This is a genomic window from Coleofasciculus sp. FACHB-1120 (assembly GCF_014698845.1).
GTDB lineage: Bacteria > Cyanobacteriota > Cyanobacteriia > Cyanobacteriales > FACHB-T130 > FACHB-T130.
Genome location: NZ_JACJTV010000002.1, coordinates 62248 through 81159 on the forward strand (window position 1 = coordinate 62248; position 18912 = coordinate 81159).

19 protein-coding genes and 1 pseudogene are annotated in these 18912 nt (G+C 47.3%); 11 read left to right on the top strand and 9 right to left on the bottom strand.

What is annotated here, in order from left to right:
• Window positions 1-16 precede the first annotated feature (16 nt).
• Window positions 17-439, top strand: coding sequence for a pentapeptide repeat-containing protein (locus H6H02_RS02505; protein WP_190814365.1), 423 nt, complete (start codon window positions 17-19; stop codon window positions 437-439).
• A 38-nt stretch (window positions 440-477) separates the two neighbouring features.
• On the opposite strand, the gene H6H02_RS02510 is transcribed toward H6H02_RS02505, so the two are convergent.
• Window positions 478-2094: an ATP-binding protein gene (locus tag H6H02_RS02510; RefSeq protein WP_190814367.1), complete on the bottom strand. Its 1617-nt coding sequence runs from the start codon at window positions 2092-2094 to the stop codon at window positions 478-480.
• A gap of 544 nt (window positions 2095-2638) precedes the next feature.
• On the opposite strand from H6H02_RS02510, the gene H6H02_RS02515 reads away from it, so the two are divergent.
• On the top strand, window positions 2639-2851 hold the full coding sequence (locus tag H6H02_RS02515; protein ID WP_190814369.1) for a hypothetical protein: 213 nt from the start codon (window positions 2639-2641) through the stop codon (window positions 2849-2851).
• Window positions 2852-2940: 89 nt separating this feature from the next.
• On the opposite strand, the gene H6H02_RS02520 is transcribed toward H6H02_RS02515, so the two are convergent.
• From H6H02_RS02520 to H6H02_RS02530, 3 genes are all read right to left on the bottom strand, one after another.
• Window positions 2941-3480: a DUF3172 domain-containing protein gene (locus H6H02_RS02520; RefSeq protein ID WP_190434040.1), complete on the bottom strand. Its 540-nt coding sequence runs from the start codon at window positions 3478-3480 to the stop codon at window positions 2941-2943.
• Between the two features lie 257 nt (window positions 3481-3737).
• A complete protein-coding gene (locus tag H6H02_RS02525) occupies window positions 3738-4460 on the bottom strand; it encodes a hypothetical protein (RefSeq protein ID WP_190814371.1) in 723 nt (240 codons plus the stop codon).
• Window positions 4442-4579 (bottom strand): hypothetical protein, encoded by a 138-nt coding sequence (locus H6H02_RS02530; RefSeq protein ID WP_190814373.1) that lies wholly within the window; start codon window positions 4577-4579, stop codon window positions 4442-4444. The genes H6H02_RS02525 and H6H02_RS02530 overlap by 19 nt, the downstream gene beginning before the upstream one ends.
• Before the next feature lie 99 nt (window positions 4580-4678).
• Here H6H02_RS02530 and H6H02_RS02535 point away from each other — a divergent pair, with 99 nt between their 5' ends.
• Entirely contained in the window at window positions 4679-5509 is an 831-nt protein-coding gene (locus H6H02_RS02535; RefSeq protein ID WP_190814375.1) for an ABC transporter permease, read from the top strand.
• A 70-nt stretch (window positions 5510-5579) separates the two neighbouring features.
• Here the strand turns inward: H6H02_RS02535 and H6H02_RS02540 are convergent, their stop codons facing one another.
• The 3 genes from H6H02_RS02540 to ychF all read right to left on the bottom strand — a co-directional run bounded on the left by H6H02_RS02540 (window position 5580) and on the right by ychF (window position 8567).
• The gene (locus H6H02_RS02540; protein WP_190814377.1) at window positions 5580-6305 is read right to left on the bottom strand and encodes a hypothetical protein; all 726 of its coding nucleotides are present in this window, start codon (window positions 6303-6305) and stop codon (window positions 5580-5582) included.
• Between the two features lie 19 nt (window positions 6306-6324).
• Window positions 6325-7260, bottom strand: coding sequence for a hypothetical protein (locus tag H6H02_RS02545; protein ID WP_190814379.1), 936 nt, complete (start codon window positions 7258-7260; stop codon window positions 6325-6327).
• A 215-nt stretch (window positions 7261-7475) separates the two neighbouring features.
• Window positions 7476-8567 carry a redox-regulated ATPase YchF gene (ychF, locus tag H6H02_RS02550; RefSeq protein WP_190814381.1) on the bottom strand — a complete coding sequence of 364 codons (1092 nt, stop codon included), beginning with the start codon at window positions 8565-8567 and terminating at the stop codon, window positions 7476-7478.
• A gap of 85 nt (window positions 8568-8652) precedes the next feature.
• On the opposite strand from ychF, the gene H6H02_RS02555 reads away from it, so the two are divergent.
• From H6H02_RS02555 to H6H02_RS02570, 4 genes are all read left to right on the top strand, one after another.
• Entirely contained in the window at window positions 8653-8901 is a 249-nt protein-coding gene (locus tag H6H02_RS02555; protein WP_190814383.1) for a hypothetical protein, read from the top strand.
• Between the two features lie 276 nt (window positions 8902-9177).
• The gene (locus tag H6H02_RS02560) at window positions 9178-10677 is read left to right on the top strand and encodes an aminotransferase class I/II-fold pyridoxal phosphate-dependent enzyme (RefSeq protein WP_190814385.1); all 1500 of its coding nucleotides are present in this window, start codon (window positions 9178-9180) and stop codon (window positions 10675-10677) included.
• Window positions 10678-10786: 109 nt separating this feature from the next.
• Entirely contained in the window at window positions 10787-11377 is a 591-nt protein-coding gene (cbiT, locus tag H6H02_RS02565) for a precorrin-6Y C5,15-methyltransferase subunit CbiT (protein ID WP_190427201.1), read from the top strand.
• A gap of 274 nt (window positions 11378-11651) precedes the next feature.
• Window positions 11652-12524 (top strand): phosphatidate cytidylyltransferase, encoded by an 873-nt coding sequence (locus H6H02_RS02570; RefSeq protein WP_190814387.1) that lies wholly within the window; start codon window positions 11652-11654, stop codon window positions 12522-12524.
• Window positions 12525-12631: 107 nt separating this feature from the next.
• Here H6H02_RS02570 and H6H02_RS02575 read toward each other — a convergent pair whose 3' ends face one another.
• Window positions 12632-13351: a DUF2993 domain-containing protein gene (locus H6H02_RS02575; protein WP_190814389.1), complete on the bottom strand. Its 720-nt coding sequence runs from the start codon at window positions 13349-13351 to the stop codon at window positions 12632-12634.
• A gap of 175 nt (window positions 13352-13526) precedes the next feature.
• On the opposite strand from H6H02_RS02575, the gene H6H02_RS02580 reads away from it, so the two are divergent.
• Window positions 13527-14315, top strand: coding sequence for a pseudouridine synthase (locus H6H02_RS02580; RefSeq protein WP_190814391.1), 789 nt, complete (start codon window positions 13527-13529; stop codon window positions 14313-14315).
• Window positions 14312-15103, top strand: a complete 792-nt coding sequence (locus H6H02_RS02585) for a RodZ domain-containing protein (RefSeq protein WP_190814393.1) — start codon at window positions 14312-14314, stop codon at window positions 15101-15103. The genes H6H02_RS02580 and H6H02_RS02585 overlap by 4 nt, the downstream gene beginning before the upstream one ends.
• Before the next feature lie 125 nt (window positions 15104-15228).
• Here the strand turns inward: H6H02_RS02585 and malQ are convergent, their stop codons facing one another.
• Window positions 15229-16740, bottom strand: a complete 1512-nt coding sequence (gene malQ, locus H6H02_RS02590) for a 4-alpha-glucanotransferase (protein ID WP_190814395.1) — start codon at window positions 16738-16740, stop codon at window positions 15229-15231.
• Window positions 16741-16920: 180 nt separating this feature from the next.
• Between malQ and H6H02_RS02595 the strand changes: the two genes are divergently transcribed.
• Window positions 16921-17352: an NUDIX hydrolase gene (locus H6H02_RS02595; protein ID WP_190814397.1), complete on the top strand. Its 432-nt coding sequence runs from the start codon at window positions 16921-16923 to the stop codon at window positions 17350-17352.
• 88 nt (window positions 17353-17440) lie between these two features.
• Window positions 17441-18814 (top strand): annotated as a pseudogene (locus tag H6H02_RS02600) (aminopeptidase P family protein); the annotation flags it as partial.
• Between the last annotated feature and the right edge of the window lie 98 nt (window positions 18815-18912).

Here is an 18912-nt window from a genome sequence, read left to right on the forward strand (position 1 = left end):
GAAAAGGCAGGAGTGAATGATCGTTAATAAGGATGAACTGCTGGAGCGATATGCGGCGGGAGAACGGGATTTTAAAGGTGCAGACTTAATTGGAACCGATCTTAAAGGCGTGAATCTAAGTCTAGCGAACTTCCAGGAGGGGTCGCTCAGCGAAACTGACTTGAGTGGTGCTAACCTGAGCCAAACCTCTTTAATGGAGGCAACTTTAGGCACAGCCAATCTCAGTGGAGCGAATTTGAGTGGGGCGAATCTCAGTGGAGCGAATTTATTTCGGGCAAATCTCAAGGGTGCCAATCTGAGCGGGGCAAACTTGAAAATGGCAGATTTGACAGAAGCAGACTTGAGCGGGGCGAACTTGGACGGAGCAAACCTTTGGGGAGCTTACCTGATTGGCGCAAAACTAGAGGGTACCAAGTTGCCAAACAATACTGATTCCTAAAAATACTGATTCCTGGAAATGCTGATTCCTGAAAATACTTATTCCTGAATTGACTGTCGAATCGGAATTTCGATGACGAACTCCGTTCCCTGCTCTGGTGCTGAATTACACTTCAAAACGCCCCTGTGTCTCTCGACGATGATTTGATAGCTAATTGACAAACCCAGCCCCGTGCCTTTACCAGTGGGCTTTGTAGTAAAGAAAGGGTCAAAAATTTTCGTGCGGATTTCTTCGCTCATGCCGGGGCCGTTGTCGATAATTCGGATACTCGCTTTTCCGTTGTCGAGGACATCGGTACGAATCCGAATACAAGGCAAGGGAGCCGGGGAAGATCCGAGCAAGGGAGAATGTAAAGCCATTTCCTGGGCGCTGTCTCTTCGCGCCTCTGCCTCCTCTAGGGCATCGATCGCATTGGAAATGAGATTCATAAATACTTGGTTGAGGAGTCCGGCATAGCACTCTACGGACGGCAAATCGCCGTATTCTTTGAGAATTGTAATCCCCGTATTGACTCCTCTGGATTTCAAGCGGCTGTGGAGAATCAGTAGAGTGCTGTCAATGCCTTCGTGGATATCAACCGCCTTCATCTGGGATTCGTCAATCCGCGAGAAGTTTCGCAGGGACTGGACAATTTGCTGAATGCGGTCAGCCCCAATTTGCATAGAGGACAGGGTTTTCGGGAAATCCGCCATTAAGAAATTTAGATCGATTGCCTCAGCTTCCTCTTCAATTTCAGGGACTGGCTGGGGATAGTATTTGGCATAAAGCTGTAAGAGGTTTAGCAAATCCTGGGAATATTGATTTGCGTGAACCAGATTGCCGCAAACAAAGTTGACTGGGTTGTTAATTTCGTGGGCAACACCAGCAACTAACTGCCCTAGACTAGACATCTTTTCATTTTGGATCAAAAGCGTCTGGGTTTGTTGAAGTTTGCACAGGGCAAGTTGCAGATGGTTTGCTTGTTGTTTGAATTCTACTGCTGAGGCTTTTAAGGTTGCTTCAGCGGATTTTCGTTCGGTGATGTCAGTGACGAAGCCTTCGCAGTAGAGTAAGGCACCTGTGCGATCGCGTAATATATTCAAGCACTGTTTGTCGAAACCCTGTTTGTCAAAGCCCTGTTTGTCCTTGGCGGATGCCGCGCTATAGCCGCTCACGGCTTCATATCGCTTCACAGAGCGCAGCTCTTGGCGTACTGCCCGTGCATTTTCTGAAATCCAAATGATGCTACCGTCTTTGCGATAAACCTGAGATTCAAACCCACTCACTGAGCCATGTTCTTGCAGCAAGTCTAGAAATTCGTCACGCCGATTGGGATCTACATACAGCTGGTGCTTGATGTCCGTTAAATGAGCAATCAGTTCCTCTGGGGAGGCGTAGCCGTAAATCTTTGCCAGCGCTGGATTCGCACTGATATAACGCCCGTCCGGGGTCGTCTGAAATATCCCCTCGACGGCGTTTTCAAAAATACTCCGATACTTTTCCTCAGCTTGCCGCAAAGCCTCTTCCACCTGCTGACGCTCGGTGATTTGATTTGCCAGTTCTCGATTGGCGTGGTGCAACTGGCTTGTTCGTTTGACAAGCTTTCTCTGGACTTTTTTCCAACGCTCCACCCAGCTAGAAGCATCAATTGGCACATTATCACGGCTTAGGAACATGGGAGGTCTCAGAGTTTAGTTAGCCAATGTTCTTAGTATGAAACTATCCGAGAAATTACTGGGTGATAGCACTCGCTTTTGAAGTGTGATCTTTTATGTGATGATTTGGTGATATAAATCTATTTTATTTGTGATGTAGATCGCTGAAATTACGGAGACAATCGTTGTAAAGGCAACGTTTTTTAGTCAATTACGATAAGGGGAGAAAATTGATACTGAGGGTTCGACTTTATTATGAGTAGACTAAAAACTTTTAGTTTAGTAAGCATAATGGCGATTTGAGGGAGCGGTGTGGAGCTAAAAGCGATCGCTACCCGGATAACAAATTGGCGATTTGACCCAGCGCTTAATCATTTAGAAATAGCTAGAAATCTCGTAGAAATCACGCTGGATGAGGGAACGACACGGTGCCTCCAGGGAGACTTCCGAGGAATAATCCTGTATCGGTGAGTGAGCGTACCTCCACTTTCTAGCGCGATCGCTACGACACCACCAGTATCTGTGAGGCAGTCTCAGTCTTCCTCTGTCACCAGAGTGGTTAAATTTGGTCAACCATTGCTGCTCCCTGGAGGAACATCCTTTCAAACTGCCTGCAAGAAGAACTAGGGTAGCCCCAGTACCATCCCTAGAAGGAGGCGTCGGTTTATTGGGAAGCGGTGCCGCCGGTGCTGCCATTACCTATCTGACAGATGCTCAAACTGCCATCATTCAACCCAATCAAATCTTGCAAGTTCAGTTCAGCGAAGATTGGCAGTGAAGTGAGTTGTTGATGGTAAACAAAGGTAATCGGGAATGGGTCATGAGAATGAACAAATCCCGATTACCGATTAACCATTAGCCCTTCCCTTAGAAATTATTTGTTTCTGGTGGCGGTGCGCCTGCTCCTGGCTGATTCAGGAAGAAATTCTGGGCCCCATCATTCTGATAGATGCAGCGGATATCTGGTTGCCCGTCCAAACTGCCGGTATAGCCAAAGGTGTTCATCCGGTTCTTGCAATCTCGCACCTGATCTGCCGTTACCAGTTTTCGTTGTTCCAAAATAGACCAGTTGTTACTACGCAAAACACAACCCGGTCGCATATTGGGCTGCGAAACGTAGACATTAAAGGGATTTAGCGTTACATAGACGCGAGTATCCATCACCATCGCGCTAGCTCCGAACTGCACACAAAGCTCAGGATTCGGCGCAGCGCGGTCAATGAAATCACGCGATGCAACGTTTTCTGGGCTAAATGTTGCTGTGGAGCTAAAGCCAATCCCCACCCCAATTCCTAAAACGAAGACGCCGCCGATCAAAGCGATGGAAGTGTAATTGAAAGGGGATGATTTAGCGGATTTAGGGGCACTATAGGGAGTATCGGCAGGGTATCTAGATTTACGTTTCATCGTCGCTTAGGTAATTTCACGCCTACTGGACAGGGAGTAATCAAACTGCTCTCCTTCCTCCCAGTATGGCTATAGATTGTCCCGCTAGGCAGGCGCGAGGGAGGAGGAGTAAAAAAGCTAAAAGGCAAAGGGCAAAAGTAAAGATTTAGGATGAAAGAAGACTGGATCTGCGTTTTGGCTTTGACTTGTTAGGGTCATAAGCTCCCCAAAGAATCCGTGGTTTTCTCTTTGTGATTTTCTCTCGGTATTGCCTTGAGTCACTCCTCGCTTGCCAGGTTTCTACTTTCGTTCAACAATTGGGAGTAAGCATGGGCGACATCTTTGAGATGTTGATATTCGTCTTTCATTCGTTGATACTGCAACTCAAAAGCCAGATGTGAGACGAGAAGCCGATCGGGATTGTACTCAGCTACCTTAACGCCAATTAATGCCTCTCTTATTAAACGAACATATATTTTTTGTAACTGTTCGGCTTTCCTTAACAGTTTTTCTACCTCTAGTAACGCTTTCTCATAGGTATCTACTTGCACGGAATAGACATCAGAGGTAGATACTAAATCGGCTAAGTCATTAATTTTACGATATTGCTCCTCAAGTACGGACATTTCAGGCTCTAATTGCCAGTGTTCGTGAATGATGGGAGCTAGTTCTTTGATGGTAGTCAGCTTTGGATCGTTCGTTTTAGAGTTTTGCTCAATCACCTCCACATCATTCAGGGGATGCCAGGAATAAATATATTCAACATCCCCATCAGGCGTCAGTCTGGGAAAGACAACTTGAACTCTATTCTGACGCCTAACCATCAGCGGAATTCCATAGTTTTTCAGAGGTAAGCTGGGATACTTCTGTTCTGCACCTTTCACCAAAACAACACTATTCTTTTTAATTTGTTTAATTTTGGCTTTCCGTTTTTCATTAACCAGATAGGCAATGACCAAAGGTACAAGTATTACAAGAATGATTAGAAATCTTTGTAGCACAGCGATCGCCTCCAGCCTCCATCTGTTGCAGGGTCAGGTAGTCGTTGATTTATTGTGACTGATTTTGCCTTCGACTGACGAGTGTAGGCAGGACAGGGTGTAGGGGTGCGAAATTTCATCCACTCCTCGCCTCTGCTTGGCTTCCGTCTCAAGCTAGGTGGGGACTGGATTAAATGTAAAGTAAAAATTAAGCAGTTCTCTGTTGTTGGCTTGCATCTGTGAAATCACAAACGTCGCGACATCTGGGCAAAACCTTGAAAGGCTCCCAGTTTCAAACTCTGATTGCCGATAGCCTCACCGTTTTTTGGGGGGATTGGTTGGATTTACGTGTCCGAATTGTGCAGGTGGCGGCGTCTGGGCTAATATCGCCTCTGATCTACATTCTGGCGTTTGGATTGGGCTTGGGTAGCTCTATCAAGCCTGGTGCGGGGATTAGTGGTAATTACAATAACTACCTGGAATTCATTTTGCCGGGGATGGTAGCGCTATCGTCGATGGTGATTAGCTTTACTGGCACGACATTTTCCATCTGTGGCGATCGCTTGTTCTCGAAAACTTTTGAAGAAATGCTGCTGGTGCCAGTGCATCCTCTAGCTTTGCACTTAGGGAAAATGCTAGCTGGCGTGGTGCGGGGGTTGATGACAGCGGGTTCGGTGATTTTAGTAGCGGTACTCTTCACCGGCAAGGTTTGGAGTTTTTTGAACCCTTTGTTTCTGCTGTTAGTAGTGCTGAATTGCGCCGTGTTTGCTGGGTTGGGTGTGATTGTCGGTTTAAGCGTGCGATCGCTCGAAGCCGTTGGTCTTTACAATAATTTCGTGATTATCCCCATGTCGTTTTTGGGCGCAACTTTCTTCGATCCCGCCACTCTCCCAGCGGCTCTCAAAGTAGTCGTCTATTTGCTGCCCCTGACTTATACCAGTATTGGTTTACGTGCCGCAGCTTACTTGCCAATGTCGCAATTTCCCTGGTACTCGGTGCCGATTTTAGGGGTGATGGCGATCGCGCTTTCCTTCGTCGGTGCTTATCAATTCGCTCATCAGCAAGATTAAATTTTGAACTGCCAAAATGCTAAAGATGCCCAGAAGAGGATTTCATTGCACCACTCTGTAGACTCAGCCTCTACCTCAACCTAGTCGCTGCCTGGACTCGGCTAGTGGAGTGCCATCTTTGGTCTCTCCAGATATCAAAAACATCATTGTTTTTACTATCAACTCGATGACATCCCATCCAATGCTTGTCATCTCTGGCTCGTAAAAACGTTGCAGCCTTGACTCGAATATCATTATGCCATGTATTCTCATCAACTTTCCATACCTGGAAACAATGATGATTTATGCTATCAAGTTTGCAAAATCTCATCCAATGGTTGTCATCTTTGCCTTGTAACATTAAGGCTTTCTGAGCAACAATTGAACCATTTTCAATATCTGCTTTAACAGATTTTATTTCCGCATAAGCCGCATTAGCTGTGTCTTGAGCAGTCTTAAATTCCTTGTAGGCATATTCAGCTATTTTTACTGAATTCTCTAAGCGTTTGTTGGTATCCTGAAGTTCTACCTTAGTAGCAAAGCGTTCATTAGTATCCTGAAGTTCTGATTTTGTCGCCAGAGGCTCTGTTTTAATAGATTGAAGCTCATCTTTCAGAGTTTTAATTTCTGTCTTACAAGCTTTTATTTCTGTTTTGGCAGCCTGAAGTTCTTCTTTCAGATTTTCCTGAGACGCCTGAAGCTCTTTTAATATCTCTAGTTCTGCCTGAAACTGTTCGCGTGTTCGTTCTAGTTCAGCGATCGCTTTTTCGTAATATCCTAGCGGTGTTTTCCAGTCACCAGCACCAGCTTTACCCATAAAAAACCTCTTTCTTCTTTTATGTATTCTCTTTATCTGTCAAGAATCGCTGCGACTTCTCAGGCTTTAGCATAAGAGGCTCGGTAGAATCATAAGTCTTTATCGCTCTACGCCAAAACTCACAAAGTACGCCATATTTAAGCCAATCTTGAATAGCTATCCTTTTCAACTCTGGAGCTTTTTTGACTAAAGCAGCCATCATCGCTGCATTGTGTTGAAGTTGTCCATAAATCTTCAGTACCTCGTCAATAGAACTTTTCTCATTCAACTTGCTCAATTCATAGCATTCGCTTAGTTCATAAAGCTCAATGTCCGACAGCCTAGCACCAGGCTTCAATCCGATTTTGAGCCTCTGTCTACATTTATCAAAAGGATTCGGCAATGCATGAGCTAAATGTTTCTTTAACTCATTCCGAATCTGTTCAAGCTTTCCATCTATCGCTTCGTCTATTTTATCTACAAGCTGATTAGCATCTTTAAATAGTTTTTCTTCTAGCAAATTAACCTCTACCAACATTGGTGCGATTAACTTGTTATTAATTTCTTCGGGAGTGAATTGACTACCTAACTGCAAGGCTTCCATTACCACTAAAGAAATTTGATTAATTCTATTTTCTAAATAGGTGTCAGTTATTCCGATAGTTTCTCTTACATCTCTAAGCGCTACTTCCCGCACTTGATTAATGTTTTCTAAAGCCTTCTTTACTTGCTCATCAGCCTGGTTAATTAAAGACTCAATATCACCTACCGTCTTAGTTTCTAATTCCTCCATTTCATTTTTTGCTTGGTTGATTCGGTTTTGAGCTATATAATCAAGCTTGTCAGCTAAGGGATATAGTTTTTCATCAAATAATTCACCAATTTGTTTCCCTGCCGATTTCACAAAATCCTGCGAAACGTCTTTAGAAGCACGTTCTAATTTTTTAATCAAACCTCCAAAGAGCCATCCCAGCATTTCTCACCATCCTTGCATCGCTAAGCTGGCAGCAAACTTCATCAAAGTCTATCTCACTAGCTGCTTTTGCGGTTTCAGTACAAATACTGAAAAACCCGATTTATTTAATAAATCGGGTTTTTAGAAACGCGATAAAACGGCCTTTCTACACAAAATGAGAGAGGGGGCTAAAATGCGTCTAGCGACTTATCGATAATGAAGTTGATAATGCTAACCTACACATTGAACCGGAACAGCATTACATCGCCTTCTTTGACAATATATTCCTTCCCTTCACTGCGGACTAAGCCTTTTTCCTTCGCAGCATTCATGGAACCAGTTGTTACTAAATCTTGGTAAGCGACTGTCTCTGCCCGAATAAAACCGCGCTCAAAATCAGAGTGAATGACGCCTGCTGCTTGGGGTGCTGTCATTCCGGCGTGAATTGTCCAAGCGCGAGTTTCTTTAGGACCAGTTGTAAAGTAGGTACGCAAGCCTAAAAGTTCGTAAGTGGCGCGAATCAGAGATTTTAATCCGCCTTCTTCCACTCCAAGAGAACCCAGAAACTCAGCTTTATCTTCTTCTGGCAATTCGACTAATTCCGCTTCCACTTGGGCAGAAACAATGACGACTTGGGCGTTTTCTTGGGTCGCAATTTCCCGCACTTGTTCTACATATTTATTGCCGGTTGCCAAATCATCCTCAGAGACGTTGGCAGCATAAATAATTGGTTTGCCTGTGAGCAATCCTAATCCTTTGAGCGATTCAGCTTCTTCTTCATTTAAGTTAGCCCGCCGCGCTGGTTTGCCCTCATTTAATAAAGCGCTCAATTTTTCTAGCGCAGCGAGTTCAATCTGTCCTTCTTTGCTAGTACGGGCAGCTTTGCGGGTGCGCTCAATACGTCGCTCTACTTGAGATAAATCTGCTAAAGCCAGCTCCAAATTAATAATGTCAATATCTCGCGCTGGATCAACAGATCCGGCAACGTGGATAATGTCATCATTCTCGAAACATCGCACTACATGAACAATGGCATCAACTTCTCGAATGTGGGACAAAAATTGATTACCCAGTCCTTCCCCCTGACTAGCACCTTTCACTAAACCAGCAATATCCACAAACTCAACCCGTGTCGGGATAATTTGCGCCGAACTGGAAATATTAGCCAGGGCGTTTAACCGTTCATCTGGCACCGACACGACACCAACATTGGGTTCGATGGTGCAAAAAGGGAAATTGGCAGCTTCAGCCTTGGCATTGGCAACCAAGGCGTTAAATAAGGTAGATTTTCCGACGTTGGGAAGTCCGACAATTCCGGCTCTAAGCATCTTAGTTCAAGAGGTAAAACTGGGTAGAATCAATTAGATAGGTTCAGGAATCGGTTGAGGAATCGGACCTGGAACCGGCTGGGGAATGGGCGCTGGCACTGGCTCTGGCACAGGTGAGGGAATCGGCTGGGGAACGGGGGCTGGCACTGGCTCTGGCACAGGTGAGGGAATGGGTTCTGGTACAGGTCCCGGTACGGGTTCTGGTACTTCTGGCGGCGATCCAGGAATCGGATTAGGCTCCGATCCGGGGATCGGGCTGGGGATGGTTGGTTGGGGGATAGGATTAGGACTGGGATTAATCATGGCGATCGCCTTGAACAATTTAACCCTATAAAAATAGGTAAGAACGCATAACAATGACATCCCCCGGAATAACGACATTCCTCGACACTTACACTTGAAGATTCATCCAACCGCATCCAAACTCATTACTGTAGCAGGTATTGAGAACGCATTAGCTCGTCTGCGATCGCAGGCAAATGCGAGTTTAACTGCCCCTCCGAAATTGTTGGGCAGAAACGATCTATCCTAAACCGGCAAAGGCCAAAAGCGCTCGGAATTTCTACCCGCTTGCCTTCCCGATATCACCGATTTTAGAAAAATTTCCAGCATGGATTTTATCCCAGGGTCTCAAACAACTACCCCATTACTGGACGCCCTTCAAGCGTGCGCCAAGAAGCATCATGCACCCTTTTACACGCCCGGACACAAGCGGGGGCAAGGAATTTCTCAACGATTAGCGGATTTGCTCGGAACCGCTGTGTTTCCGGCAGATTTACCAGAATTACCGGAGTTAGATAACTTGTTTGCCCCAGAGGGCGTGATCCAAGAAGCCCAAGAACTGGCAGCAGCAGCGTTTGGGGCAGAACGCACCTGGTTTTTGGTCAATGGTTCGACTTGTGGTTTAATGGCGGCAATTTTAGCCACCTGCGGCGAGGGGGACAAAATTATTCTGCCTCGGAATATCCATTCCTCAGCAATCCAAGGCTTAATTCTTTCAGGTGCTATTCCGATTTTCGTGAATCCAGAATACGACCTAGAGCTGAATATTGCCCACAGCATCACCCCATCGGCAGTGGCAGATGCCCTCCAACAGCATCCGGACACTAAAGCGGTGATGATGGTTTACCCGACTTACTATGGCGTTTGCGGGGATATAAGCGCGATCGCGCAAATTGCTCATCAGCACGGTATCCCTTTGCTCGTAGACGAAGCCCACGGTGCCCATTTCGCCTTTCATCCAGACTTGCCGACCTCTGCACTCGCCTCTGGAGCCGACTTAACGGTACAATCCACCCACAAGGTGCTGGGGGCACTTACCCAGGCATCAATGCTGCACGTCCAAGGCAATCGAGTCAATCGCGATCGCTTGAGCAAAGCTTTACAACTGTTACAGTCCACCAGCCCCAGCTATTTATTGCTAGCTTCGCTGGATGCAGCGCGTCAGCAAATGGCATTGCACGGGGAAGCGCTAATGGCGAAAACCTTACATTTGGCGGAGGAGGCGGCTATGCAAATTAGTCAAATTCCCGGTTTATCCGTGTTAAAAACTGCCAAAACACCGGGTTTTGTTGCCCTTGACAAAACCCGGCTGAGTGTTAAGGTTTCTGACTTAGGTTGGACGGGGTTTGAAGCGGATGAAATTCTCCATCAACAGCTAGGCGTTACGGCTGAGTTACCATCGCTGCACAGTTTGACTTTTATCATCAGTTTGGGAAACACTCCATCTGATATTGTGCAGATGGTATCGGCACTCCGAATTTTAGTGCAGGAGCGATCGCCCACCACATTAATAGCCCCATATCTGGATGTCTTCACCCGGTGGAAAGCTGAATTTCTTCAGATTCATCCTTCATCCTTCGTGCTTCATCCTTCCATCTCTCCCCGCCAAGCCTTTTTTTCCCAAACCCAAACGCTGCCGGTGGAAAAGACTGTAGAACGCATCAGTGCCGAACTTATTTGTCCCTATCCACCCGGAATTCCCGTGTTGATGCCAGGAGAAGCGATCGCTCCCTCTGCCTTGGATTACCTGCAACAGATTCTCGCTTTGGGTGGAAGTATCACGGGTTGTAGCGATCCGACCCTCAAAACCTTAAAGGTTGTTCGCTAATGGGAGACCGGCTTAAACTCAAAACTCAGACGCGATAAATTGCGTCTCTACAACTCAAGACTCAGACGCGATCAATCGCGTCTCTACAACTCAAAACTTAAAACTTTCTATGTGGCCCTACGTAACTCCTGGTATCCCAGATGACCTCTTCGAGCGGTTGCCCGGTATTCCCCTCAGCAAGCGCGAGGTGCGGTTGCTGTTGATTTCCTTACTGAGACTGAAACCCGATTCTGTGTTGTGGGATATTGGTGCGGGAACCGGCACGATCCCCGTAGAAACCGGGTTATTGTGTCCGAAAGGTCGCATTATTGCCGTAGAACGCGATGAGGAAGTGGCTTCTTTGATTCGCCGTAACTGCGATCGCTTTGGGGTTCGTAATGTCGAAGTCGTTGAAGGGAGCGCCCCAGAGTGCCTAAAAGATTTACCCATTCCCCCCCATCGGGTTTGCATCGAAGGCGGACAACCCATCAAGGATATCCTCAAGGTCGTCTGGCAATACTTAGAACCCCAAGGCAGGGTGGTGGCGACTGCGGCTAATCTAGAAAGTCTCTATGCCGTTTCCGAAGGCTTCGCCGAATTACAAGCTCGAAATATCGAGGTTGTTCAGTCTGCCGTCAATCGCTTGGAAACGCGAGGCACCCATCAAATCTTTGCCGCAGTCAATCCAATTTTTATCTTGAGTGGCGAGAAGCTGGATTGAAAATCTTGATCCTAAAGGCTAGAGCAGCATTCTTGACGATTGAGAACACAAAAATTCCCGTTAAGATTCGTACCATCAAGAAATTTATTTTTTGTCGGTATTGGCGGATGTTAGCAGCAATGAGCAGGATGCTGAAAAAAAGCGTTGGCTTTATTCTAAATTAACGGCACCCATTGCCTAAATCTGTTTTAGATCGGTTAAAGTGTGCAAAAGTAATTCTTAATCTTATTAAGACTAGATTAACTTCGTTGTTGCGGTCTCAAGAGCGCATTTTATGCCTTGGTCTCGTATTTTTAGTGGAATAGTCGCGATCGCTGTCTCCCTCCTCATGCTCTTCTTTGGAGGATGGTTCTTTACAGCTGGTCTGTGCATCATCGTCTATCTCGGTCAGTTAGAGTATTTTCAAATGGCACGAGCCAAGGGCATGGCACCCGCTGGCAAAACGACCCTAGTAGTTAGCCAAGTTCTGTTAATCACAGCTTCTCTGGCACCAGCTTTGACAGATGCCATGTTTCCCCTGGCAGGAACATTGATTTGTTTCTATCTTTTGTTTCAGCCCAAGCTTGCCACAATTGCCGATATTTCCGCCTCTATATTGGGGTTATTCTATGGCGGCTATCTGCCCAGTTACTGGGTGCGTTTGCGCGTCGGACTTGCTCCCGCAGTCGCGATCGCAGAGCCATTAAATGGTTATCTGCCCGCTTCTTGGCACGAATTTAGCACGTTGCCCCAAGGCTTGACGGCAACGCTTTTGGCGTTCATCTGTATTTGGGCTGCTGATATCGGTGCTTACATCGTTGGTAAATTCTTTGGTCGCACCCGCCTTTCCGAGATTAGCCCCAAAAAGACTGTCGAAGGAGCTGTATTTGGGGTTCTCGGCAGTGTGGCAGTGGCAGCCGCTGGAGCTTGGTATCTTGATTGGCCCTGCTGGCAATTCAGTGGTTTGGCTTTAGGGCTGCTGATTGGGATTGCTAGCTTACTAGGAGACTTAACCGAGTCGATGATGAAGCGAGATGCTGGGGTAAAGGACTCAGGGCAACTGATTCCAGGTCACGGCGGCATTTTAGATCGGGCTGATAGTTACGTGTTCACCGCGCCCCTAGTGTATTATTTCGTCACCCTCTTGTTACCGCTATTACCTCGCTAGAAAAGTCTTTCTACACGATTGGGGCAATTGATAAGAAAGCTTAATCGTGAAAGTCTCTTTATATCTACCTCTTTTCGTACCTCAGCCCTCAGCCCTCAGTCCTATTGTCATTCCGCTGGAATGACATTAATCCGTCCGCGACAAACTAGCTGACCCGGAATCACAGTTAATTCCTGAATATCCACTTCTGGCCCTAAATCTATCTTGAATTCATCCAAATCGCCTCGAAGCAGTTCCTGTTGCGTCTCGATACAAGGAGACTCTAGAAGCAGTTCCTGAGGGCTAGCTAACTTTAGACCTGTCCGCAGCACTACAGGTGTGGCTTTACCCGATGGGTCTGTTAAAGTACCGTTGAGTTTTAAACATTCCAGATCGATGGTAATCTGTTGCCAAGTGACTTGCTGGTCTTTTAAGATGTCAGCTGGGTGCGTTGGAACTGCTTTGAGCAGTGTCCCCAGTAGATCAGTTAAAGCAGTGGCAAATAAGGGTGCCTGGAGAGATGCCTTAAGGTCTGTCTCCTCTAGTATTAGCTCGCCGGAAACGGGGATGGGTTCGAGAAGGCGTAAAGGTTTACCTCTGAGAACTTGACCCAGGTTAATGCGAATGCTTTCTCCAGTTAACTGAATGCGTGACAGATGCAGTCCTTGATACACTGCATGGCTGGCGGCAATAAAAACTTGAGGGATATAACCTGTAAGGATTTGGCGATCGCCTCCGGAAATTTGAAATTGGAGGTTTTCAACTTGCGAAACTTGCGATCGCAACCACAGCCGCAGCGCTGGTGATAACGTTGTGCTGATAATCCCGCTCGCTTGCTTAGATGTCAATGGCTTTCTTCCTGTAATATTTGTACATAGTCTAATTAGAGGTCAATTTTGGGTTTTAGAGGGCGATTTCTCCAAAATCCTAAATCTAAAATCAAAAATCCCCAATAGTCTAGCCGAGGCAGTGCCTCGACAGGCTAAAACCCAACCCCTTATTCATTCGTCGCTCGATTCGCCTATGGCCGAAAGGCTACAAAAAATTCTCTCCCAGTGGGGTATTGCCTCCCGCCGCCAAGCTGAAAAAATGATTGAAGCAGGGCGCGTGCGGGTCAATGGTACTGTTGTTGGGCTGGGGCAAACAGCAAATCCAGAACAAGACCAGATTCAAGTTGATGGCAAACTTGTACTCCCAGCTCATCGTCCTCAAATGCTCTATATTTTGCTTTACAAACCTGCTGGCGTAGTTTCTACTTGCCGCGATCCCCAAAAGCGCCGTACTGTTCTTGATTTACTACCTCCCCCACTGCGGGAAGGTCAGGGACTGCATCCAGTTGGACGCCTAGATGCCGAATCTACCGGCGCGTTATTGCTCACGAATGACGGTGAAATGACGCTACGCTTGACCCATCCTCGATATCATCTTCCTAAAAATTATCAAGTTTGGATTCAGGGTCATCCTCCTGAAGAGGTACTAAAATCCTGGCGTCAGGGTATTCTACTGTCAGGGAAAAAGACATTGCCTGCTCAAGTTTGCGTTTTGGATGTGCGGGGTTCCCAAACCTGCTTGGAAGTAATTCTGACAGAAGGGAGAAACCGACAAATTCGACGCATTGCCGAGCAACTGGGCTATCCCGTCATTCATCTACACCGTGCCGCGATTGGTCCCATTTGTTTAAAACGAACAGGGGAACCTATGTTCCCTGGTACTTATCGTTTTCTTGAAGATTTTGAAATCAGTTTTCTACAAAACCAAGTCAATCTAACATCAATAGAAGTGCCAGCAGACATCAAGGAGCGCCGTGTATGAAGGAGAATCCACTTCATCTTCAGCAGCAACAAATTGAGAAGCTAAAAGAACTGGGGTCTCGCCTCCGCCAGGTGCGTGAGGAACAATCTATGTCCCTAGAGGAAGTTGGCGACAGGACCAGGATTCAAGTTCGTCTGCTCAAGGCAATTGAGGAAGGTAGGCGCGAAATCTTGCCAGAACCCGTCTATATTCAAGGCTTTATCAAGCGGTATGCTGATGCACTGGGATTAGATGGGGTAGAGTACTCAGACACTTTTCCCAGCGGGCCGATTTTCCAGCTCATTAAGCCTACCTGGCGGTATTTGCCATCACCTCAACTGCGACCGATTCATCTTTACTTGATGTATGTGTTTCTAGTGATTGGTGCAGTGAATGGTCTGTCTTACGTGGTCAATCGTCCGGCTTTAGAAGTAGGGAAAGGTGAGACTAACCAGCGATCGCCTAGCCAGCCTTCAAACAAAGCCGATACGGACTCGCCAGAAAAATTAGGGCCATTTACCCCAGCAGTATTCAGCAGCAATACCAATCAACCCGGAAAGCCGGTAAGAGTTGGCGTAACCGTCAAAACCCCGTCGTGGGTTCGGGTAGTGGTGGATGGCAAGACGCAGTTTGAGGGGCTACTGCCCCAAGGCACTCAGCGCACTTGGGTTGCACAGGAGACACTAATTGTAAAAGCTGGCAATGCGGGTGGTATCCTAGTCGCTTTTAATGATGAAAAGGCAAAGAAACTGGGTGCCCCTGGTAAAGTTCGGGAAGTAACCTTTGCCGCTAATCCTCCTGGGTCTTAATGAGTGCTGAGGACTGTTAGGGTAGAAGCGCGACGCGATCGCGCTTTTCTTCAAGACACGCGCTATCTACCAGTGACGCGAGCGATCGCCTAAGTCCTCACCTCTCAGTCCTCAGTCATCTCCCCTCACTCCTGATTCTTAATCGGGGCGCGACCGAAAGTTTCAGTTAGAGTTTTGAGACGGTAGCCGATCTCTTGGTTGACGGCTTCAGACCGATACCGCCACTCCCAATTCCCCTCTGCTTTGCCGGGAAAATTCATTCGGGCATCGCCCCCCAATCCCAAAAGATCCTGAAAAGGAATAATTGCCTGATTTGCCACCGAACCCATCGCCAGCCGGATCGCATCCCAGTGGATGCCGTCGGAACTGATGCAACCCACATAACGCAGGAGATTCTCCCTTTCATAGTCTGAAAGTTGATAGAACCAGCCTACCGTGGTGTCATTATCATGAGTGCCCGTGTAAACCACACAGTTGCGCGGATAGTTAAAAGGCAAAAAGCCGTTGCCCGAATCCGAACCAAAGGCAAACTGTAAAATCTTCATCCCCGGAAATTCAAACTTATCTCGCAGCGCCTCTACCTCTGGGGTAATCACGCCCAAATCCTCAGCTAGGATGGGTAGCTTGCCTAATTTGTCGTTCAGTAGCTTAAAGAAAGCTTCTCCAGGAGCCTCAATCCACTCCCCATTCATAGCAGTCGTTTCGCCCTGCTTAACCGCCCAGTAGGCTTGGAACCCTCGGAAGTGGTCAATCCGAATAATGTCAATATAATCCAACAAAGATTCAAAGCGCTCTATCCACCACTTAAAGTTTTGCTGCTGCAACCTCTCCCAGTTATAAACTGGATTGCCCCACAGCTGACCTGTGGCGCTGAAGTAGTCGGGTGGCACTCCAGCCATCAGCGCCGGTTCCCCCGTCTGTTCATCCAAGCAAAAGATTTCTGGATGTGCCCAGACATCGGCACTATCGTGAGCCACATAAATTGGAATATCGCCAATAATCTCAATTCCGCCCAAGTTGGCATAGCTTTTCAGTTGAGTCCATTGCCGGAAAAACTCAAACTGCAAGTATTTGTGGTGATAAATCTCATCATTCAGCCGCTGCCGCCACTGTTCTAAAGCTTCCGGTTGGCGTTTGGCAATTTCCGGTTCCCAGGTATACCAACTAGCGTGTCCCTGAGCTTCCCGGATCGCCATAAATAAAGCATAGTCATCCAGCCAGTGAGCCGCTTTGCAAAAACTTGCAAATTCCTTTTGCTGTAAAGGTGATGCCTGGGTTTTAAAATTTTCGCAGGCTTTAGCGAGCAAAGGCATTTTGATCTGGATCGCCCGCTCAAAATCCACTTTGTCTAGGGGGAATTCTGGCAATCTAGAAAAATCGTCGTCGCTGAGTAACCCCTCGTCGCGCAGCTTCTCTGGGCTAATCAGTAAGGGATTTCCCGCCAGTGCTGAGTAGCACATATAGGGAGAATTCCCATAGCCGGTTGGTCCTAATGGCAAAACCTGCCAAAATTGCTGGGAACTCTCCATCAAAAACTCAATAAAGCGATAAGCTTCTAAACCAAGATCGCCGATGCCAAACCGGCTGGGAAAACAAGTGGGGTGTAGCAAAATGCCACTGGATCTAGGAAACGGCATAAATAACCTGATGGAGAGGATGCAAACGATTTGACCTTATCACGGGACGCAGAAATTTGACACTCACTCCTAGGGCGGGTTGCATTCGGTAATTTAGCCATCCCAAATGACTGCGATCGCGGCAGAATAAGTTCAGCCTTTTCTCCCTTGCTCCCGATCATTTTGGGGCAATATATCAGAATGACTTACCGAAACCCTGCTCCGACTGTCGATATCATTATTGAACTGATCGATCGACCGCATCGACCGATTGTGTTAATTGAGCGCCAAAATCCACCTTATGGTTGGGCAATTCCCGGTGGGTTTATTGATTACGGAGAGAAAGCGGAAGTGGCGGCGCAGCGCGAAGCGGCGGAAGAAATTAGCTTACAGGTAGAGTTAATTGAACAATTCCAGGTGTATTCCGATCCCAGCCGCGATCCGCGAACTCATACGATGAGTGTTGTGTTTATCGCAACGGCGGCAGGCGAACCTCAAGCTGCTGATGATGCCAAGGCGGTTGGAATTTTTGAATCTTGGCAAATTCCTACGGATTTGTGCTTTGATCACGGCAAAATCCTGCACGATTATTGGCGTTATCGGCATTACGGGATACGTCCTCGGTTATCTTGAGCCGGTTTATAGCCAATGGGTAATGGTTTTTTAGCGCAGGTTAAACTTAAATACAAAACGGATCAGCCATAAACTGCCTCTACTCGCTATGATGCAACTTCAGAGAAATCGCACGTTTGCCGCTACTCTGCTTCACCGGCGGCAGCGACTTGCCGAGTTAATTGATTTTCCAGTTATTCTCTGGTCTGGGCGTAGTAGTTCCCGAAATTATCCAGCAAATACTTTCCCATTTCGCGCCAGCAGTCATTTCCTCTATTTTGCGGGGCTACCTCTAGAAAATGCGGCGATCCGGCTCGAAGCCGGGAAATTAGAATTGTTTATGGATGATGCGTCTCCTGCTAGTGCCCTCTGGCATGGAGAAATGCCCAAACGTGAGGAAATTGCCCAAGCGATTGGGGCGGATGCGGCATTTTCGATGACAGAATTGGAGTCACGCTCAACCGAGGCTGCGACTATCTTCGTGCAGGATGCCGCGACTGGGCAGCAACAAGCTCAGATCATGCATCGCGCGATCGCATCCGCAAATACATCTCAGGGAATTGACGGGGAGTTAGCAAGAGCTATCGTATTTTTGCGGCTCAGCCACGATGCAGGTGCTTTGGCAGAATTACGAAAAGCTGCATCTGTCACCGTGGACGCTCATTTAGCGGGAATGGCTGCCACAGCCAGCGCCAAGTTGGAGGCAGGGGTGCGTGCGGCAATGGAGAGTGTAATCATCTCGCAGAATATGAGCTGCGCTTACCCCAGTATTGTCACCGTTCACGGGGAAGTTCTCCACAATCAGCAGTATTACCACCCCCTGCAATCGGGAGACTTGCTGCTGGCGGATGTAGGTGCTGAAACATCGATGGGCTGGGCAGCAGATGTCACGCGCACTTGGCCTGTATCGGGGAAGTTTTCTTCTACCCAAAGAGATATCTATAATTTGGTTTTGGCGGCTCACGATGCTTGTATTGCCAAAATCCGCCCGGATGTGGAGTATCGGGAGATTCATCTACTGGCAGCGACTGCGATCGCCCAAGGGTTGGTGGATTTAGGCATTCTGCGGGGCAGTGCAGAAGATTTGGTAGAAATGGATGCTCATGCCTTGTTTTTCCCCCACGGAATTGGTCATTTAGTGGGTTTGGATGTCCACGATATGGAAGATTTGGGCGATTTGGCAGGGTATGAAGAGGGGAGAACGCGGAGCGATCGCTTTGGTTTAGCTTACCTGCGGCTTAACCGCCCTTTACGCGCTGGGATGTTAGTCACCATTGAGCCAGGATTTTATCAAGTTCCGGCAATTTTAAACGATCCCAATTTTCGGGCAAAATATCAGGATGTGGTGAATTGGGATCGCCTTTCTCAGTTTCAGGATGTGCGCGGGATTCGCATAGAAGATGATGTTTTAGTCACCCAATCAGGCAGCGAAGTTCTCACAGCAGCATTGCCAACCGATGCAGATGTAATTGAGTCTTTGGTTAAGAAGGAATCCCGCGTTTTCTTCGGAACCGGGCAACCGATGACTGGAAAAGCACCCGCTGGTATTCCCACTTTTATTAAGCGTTGTCGCGCAATTTT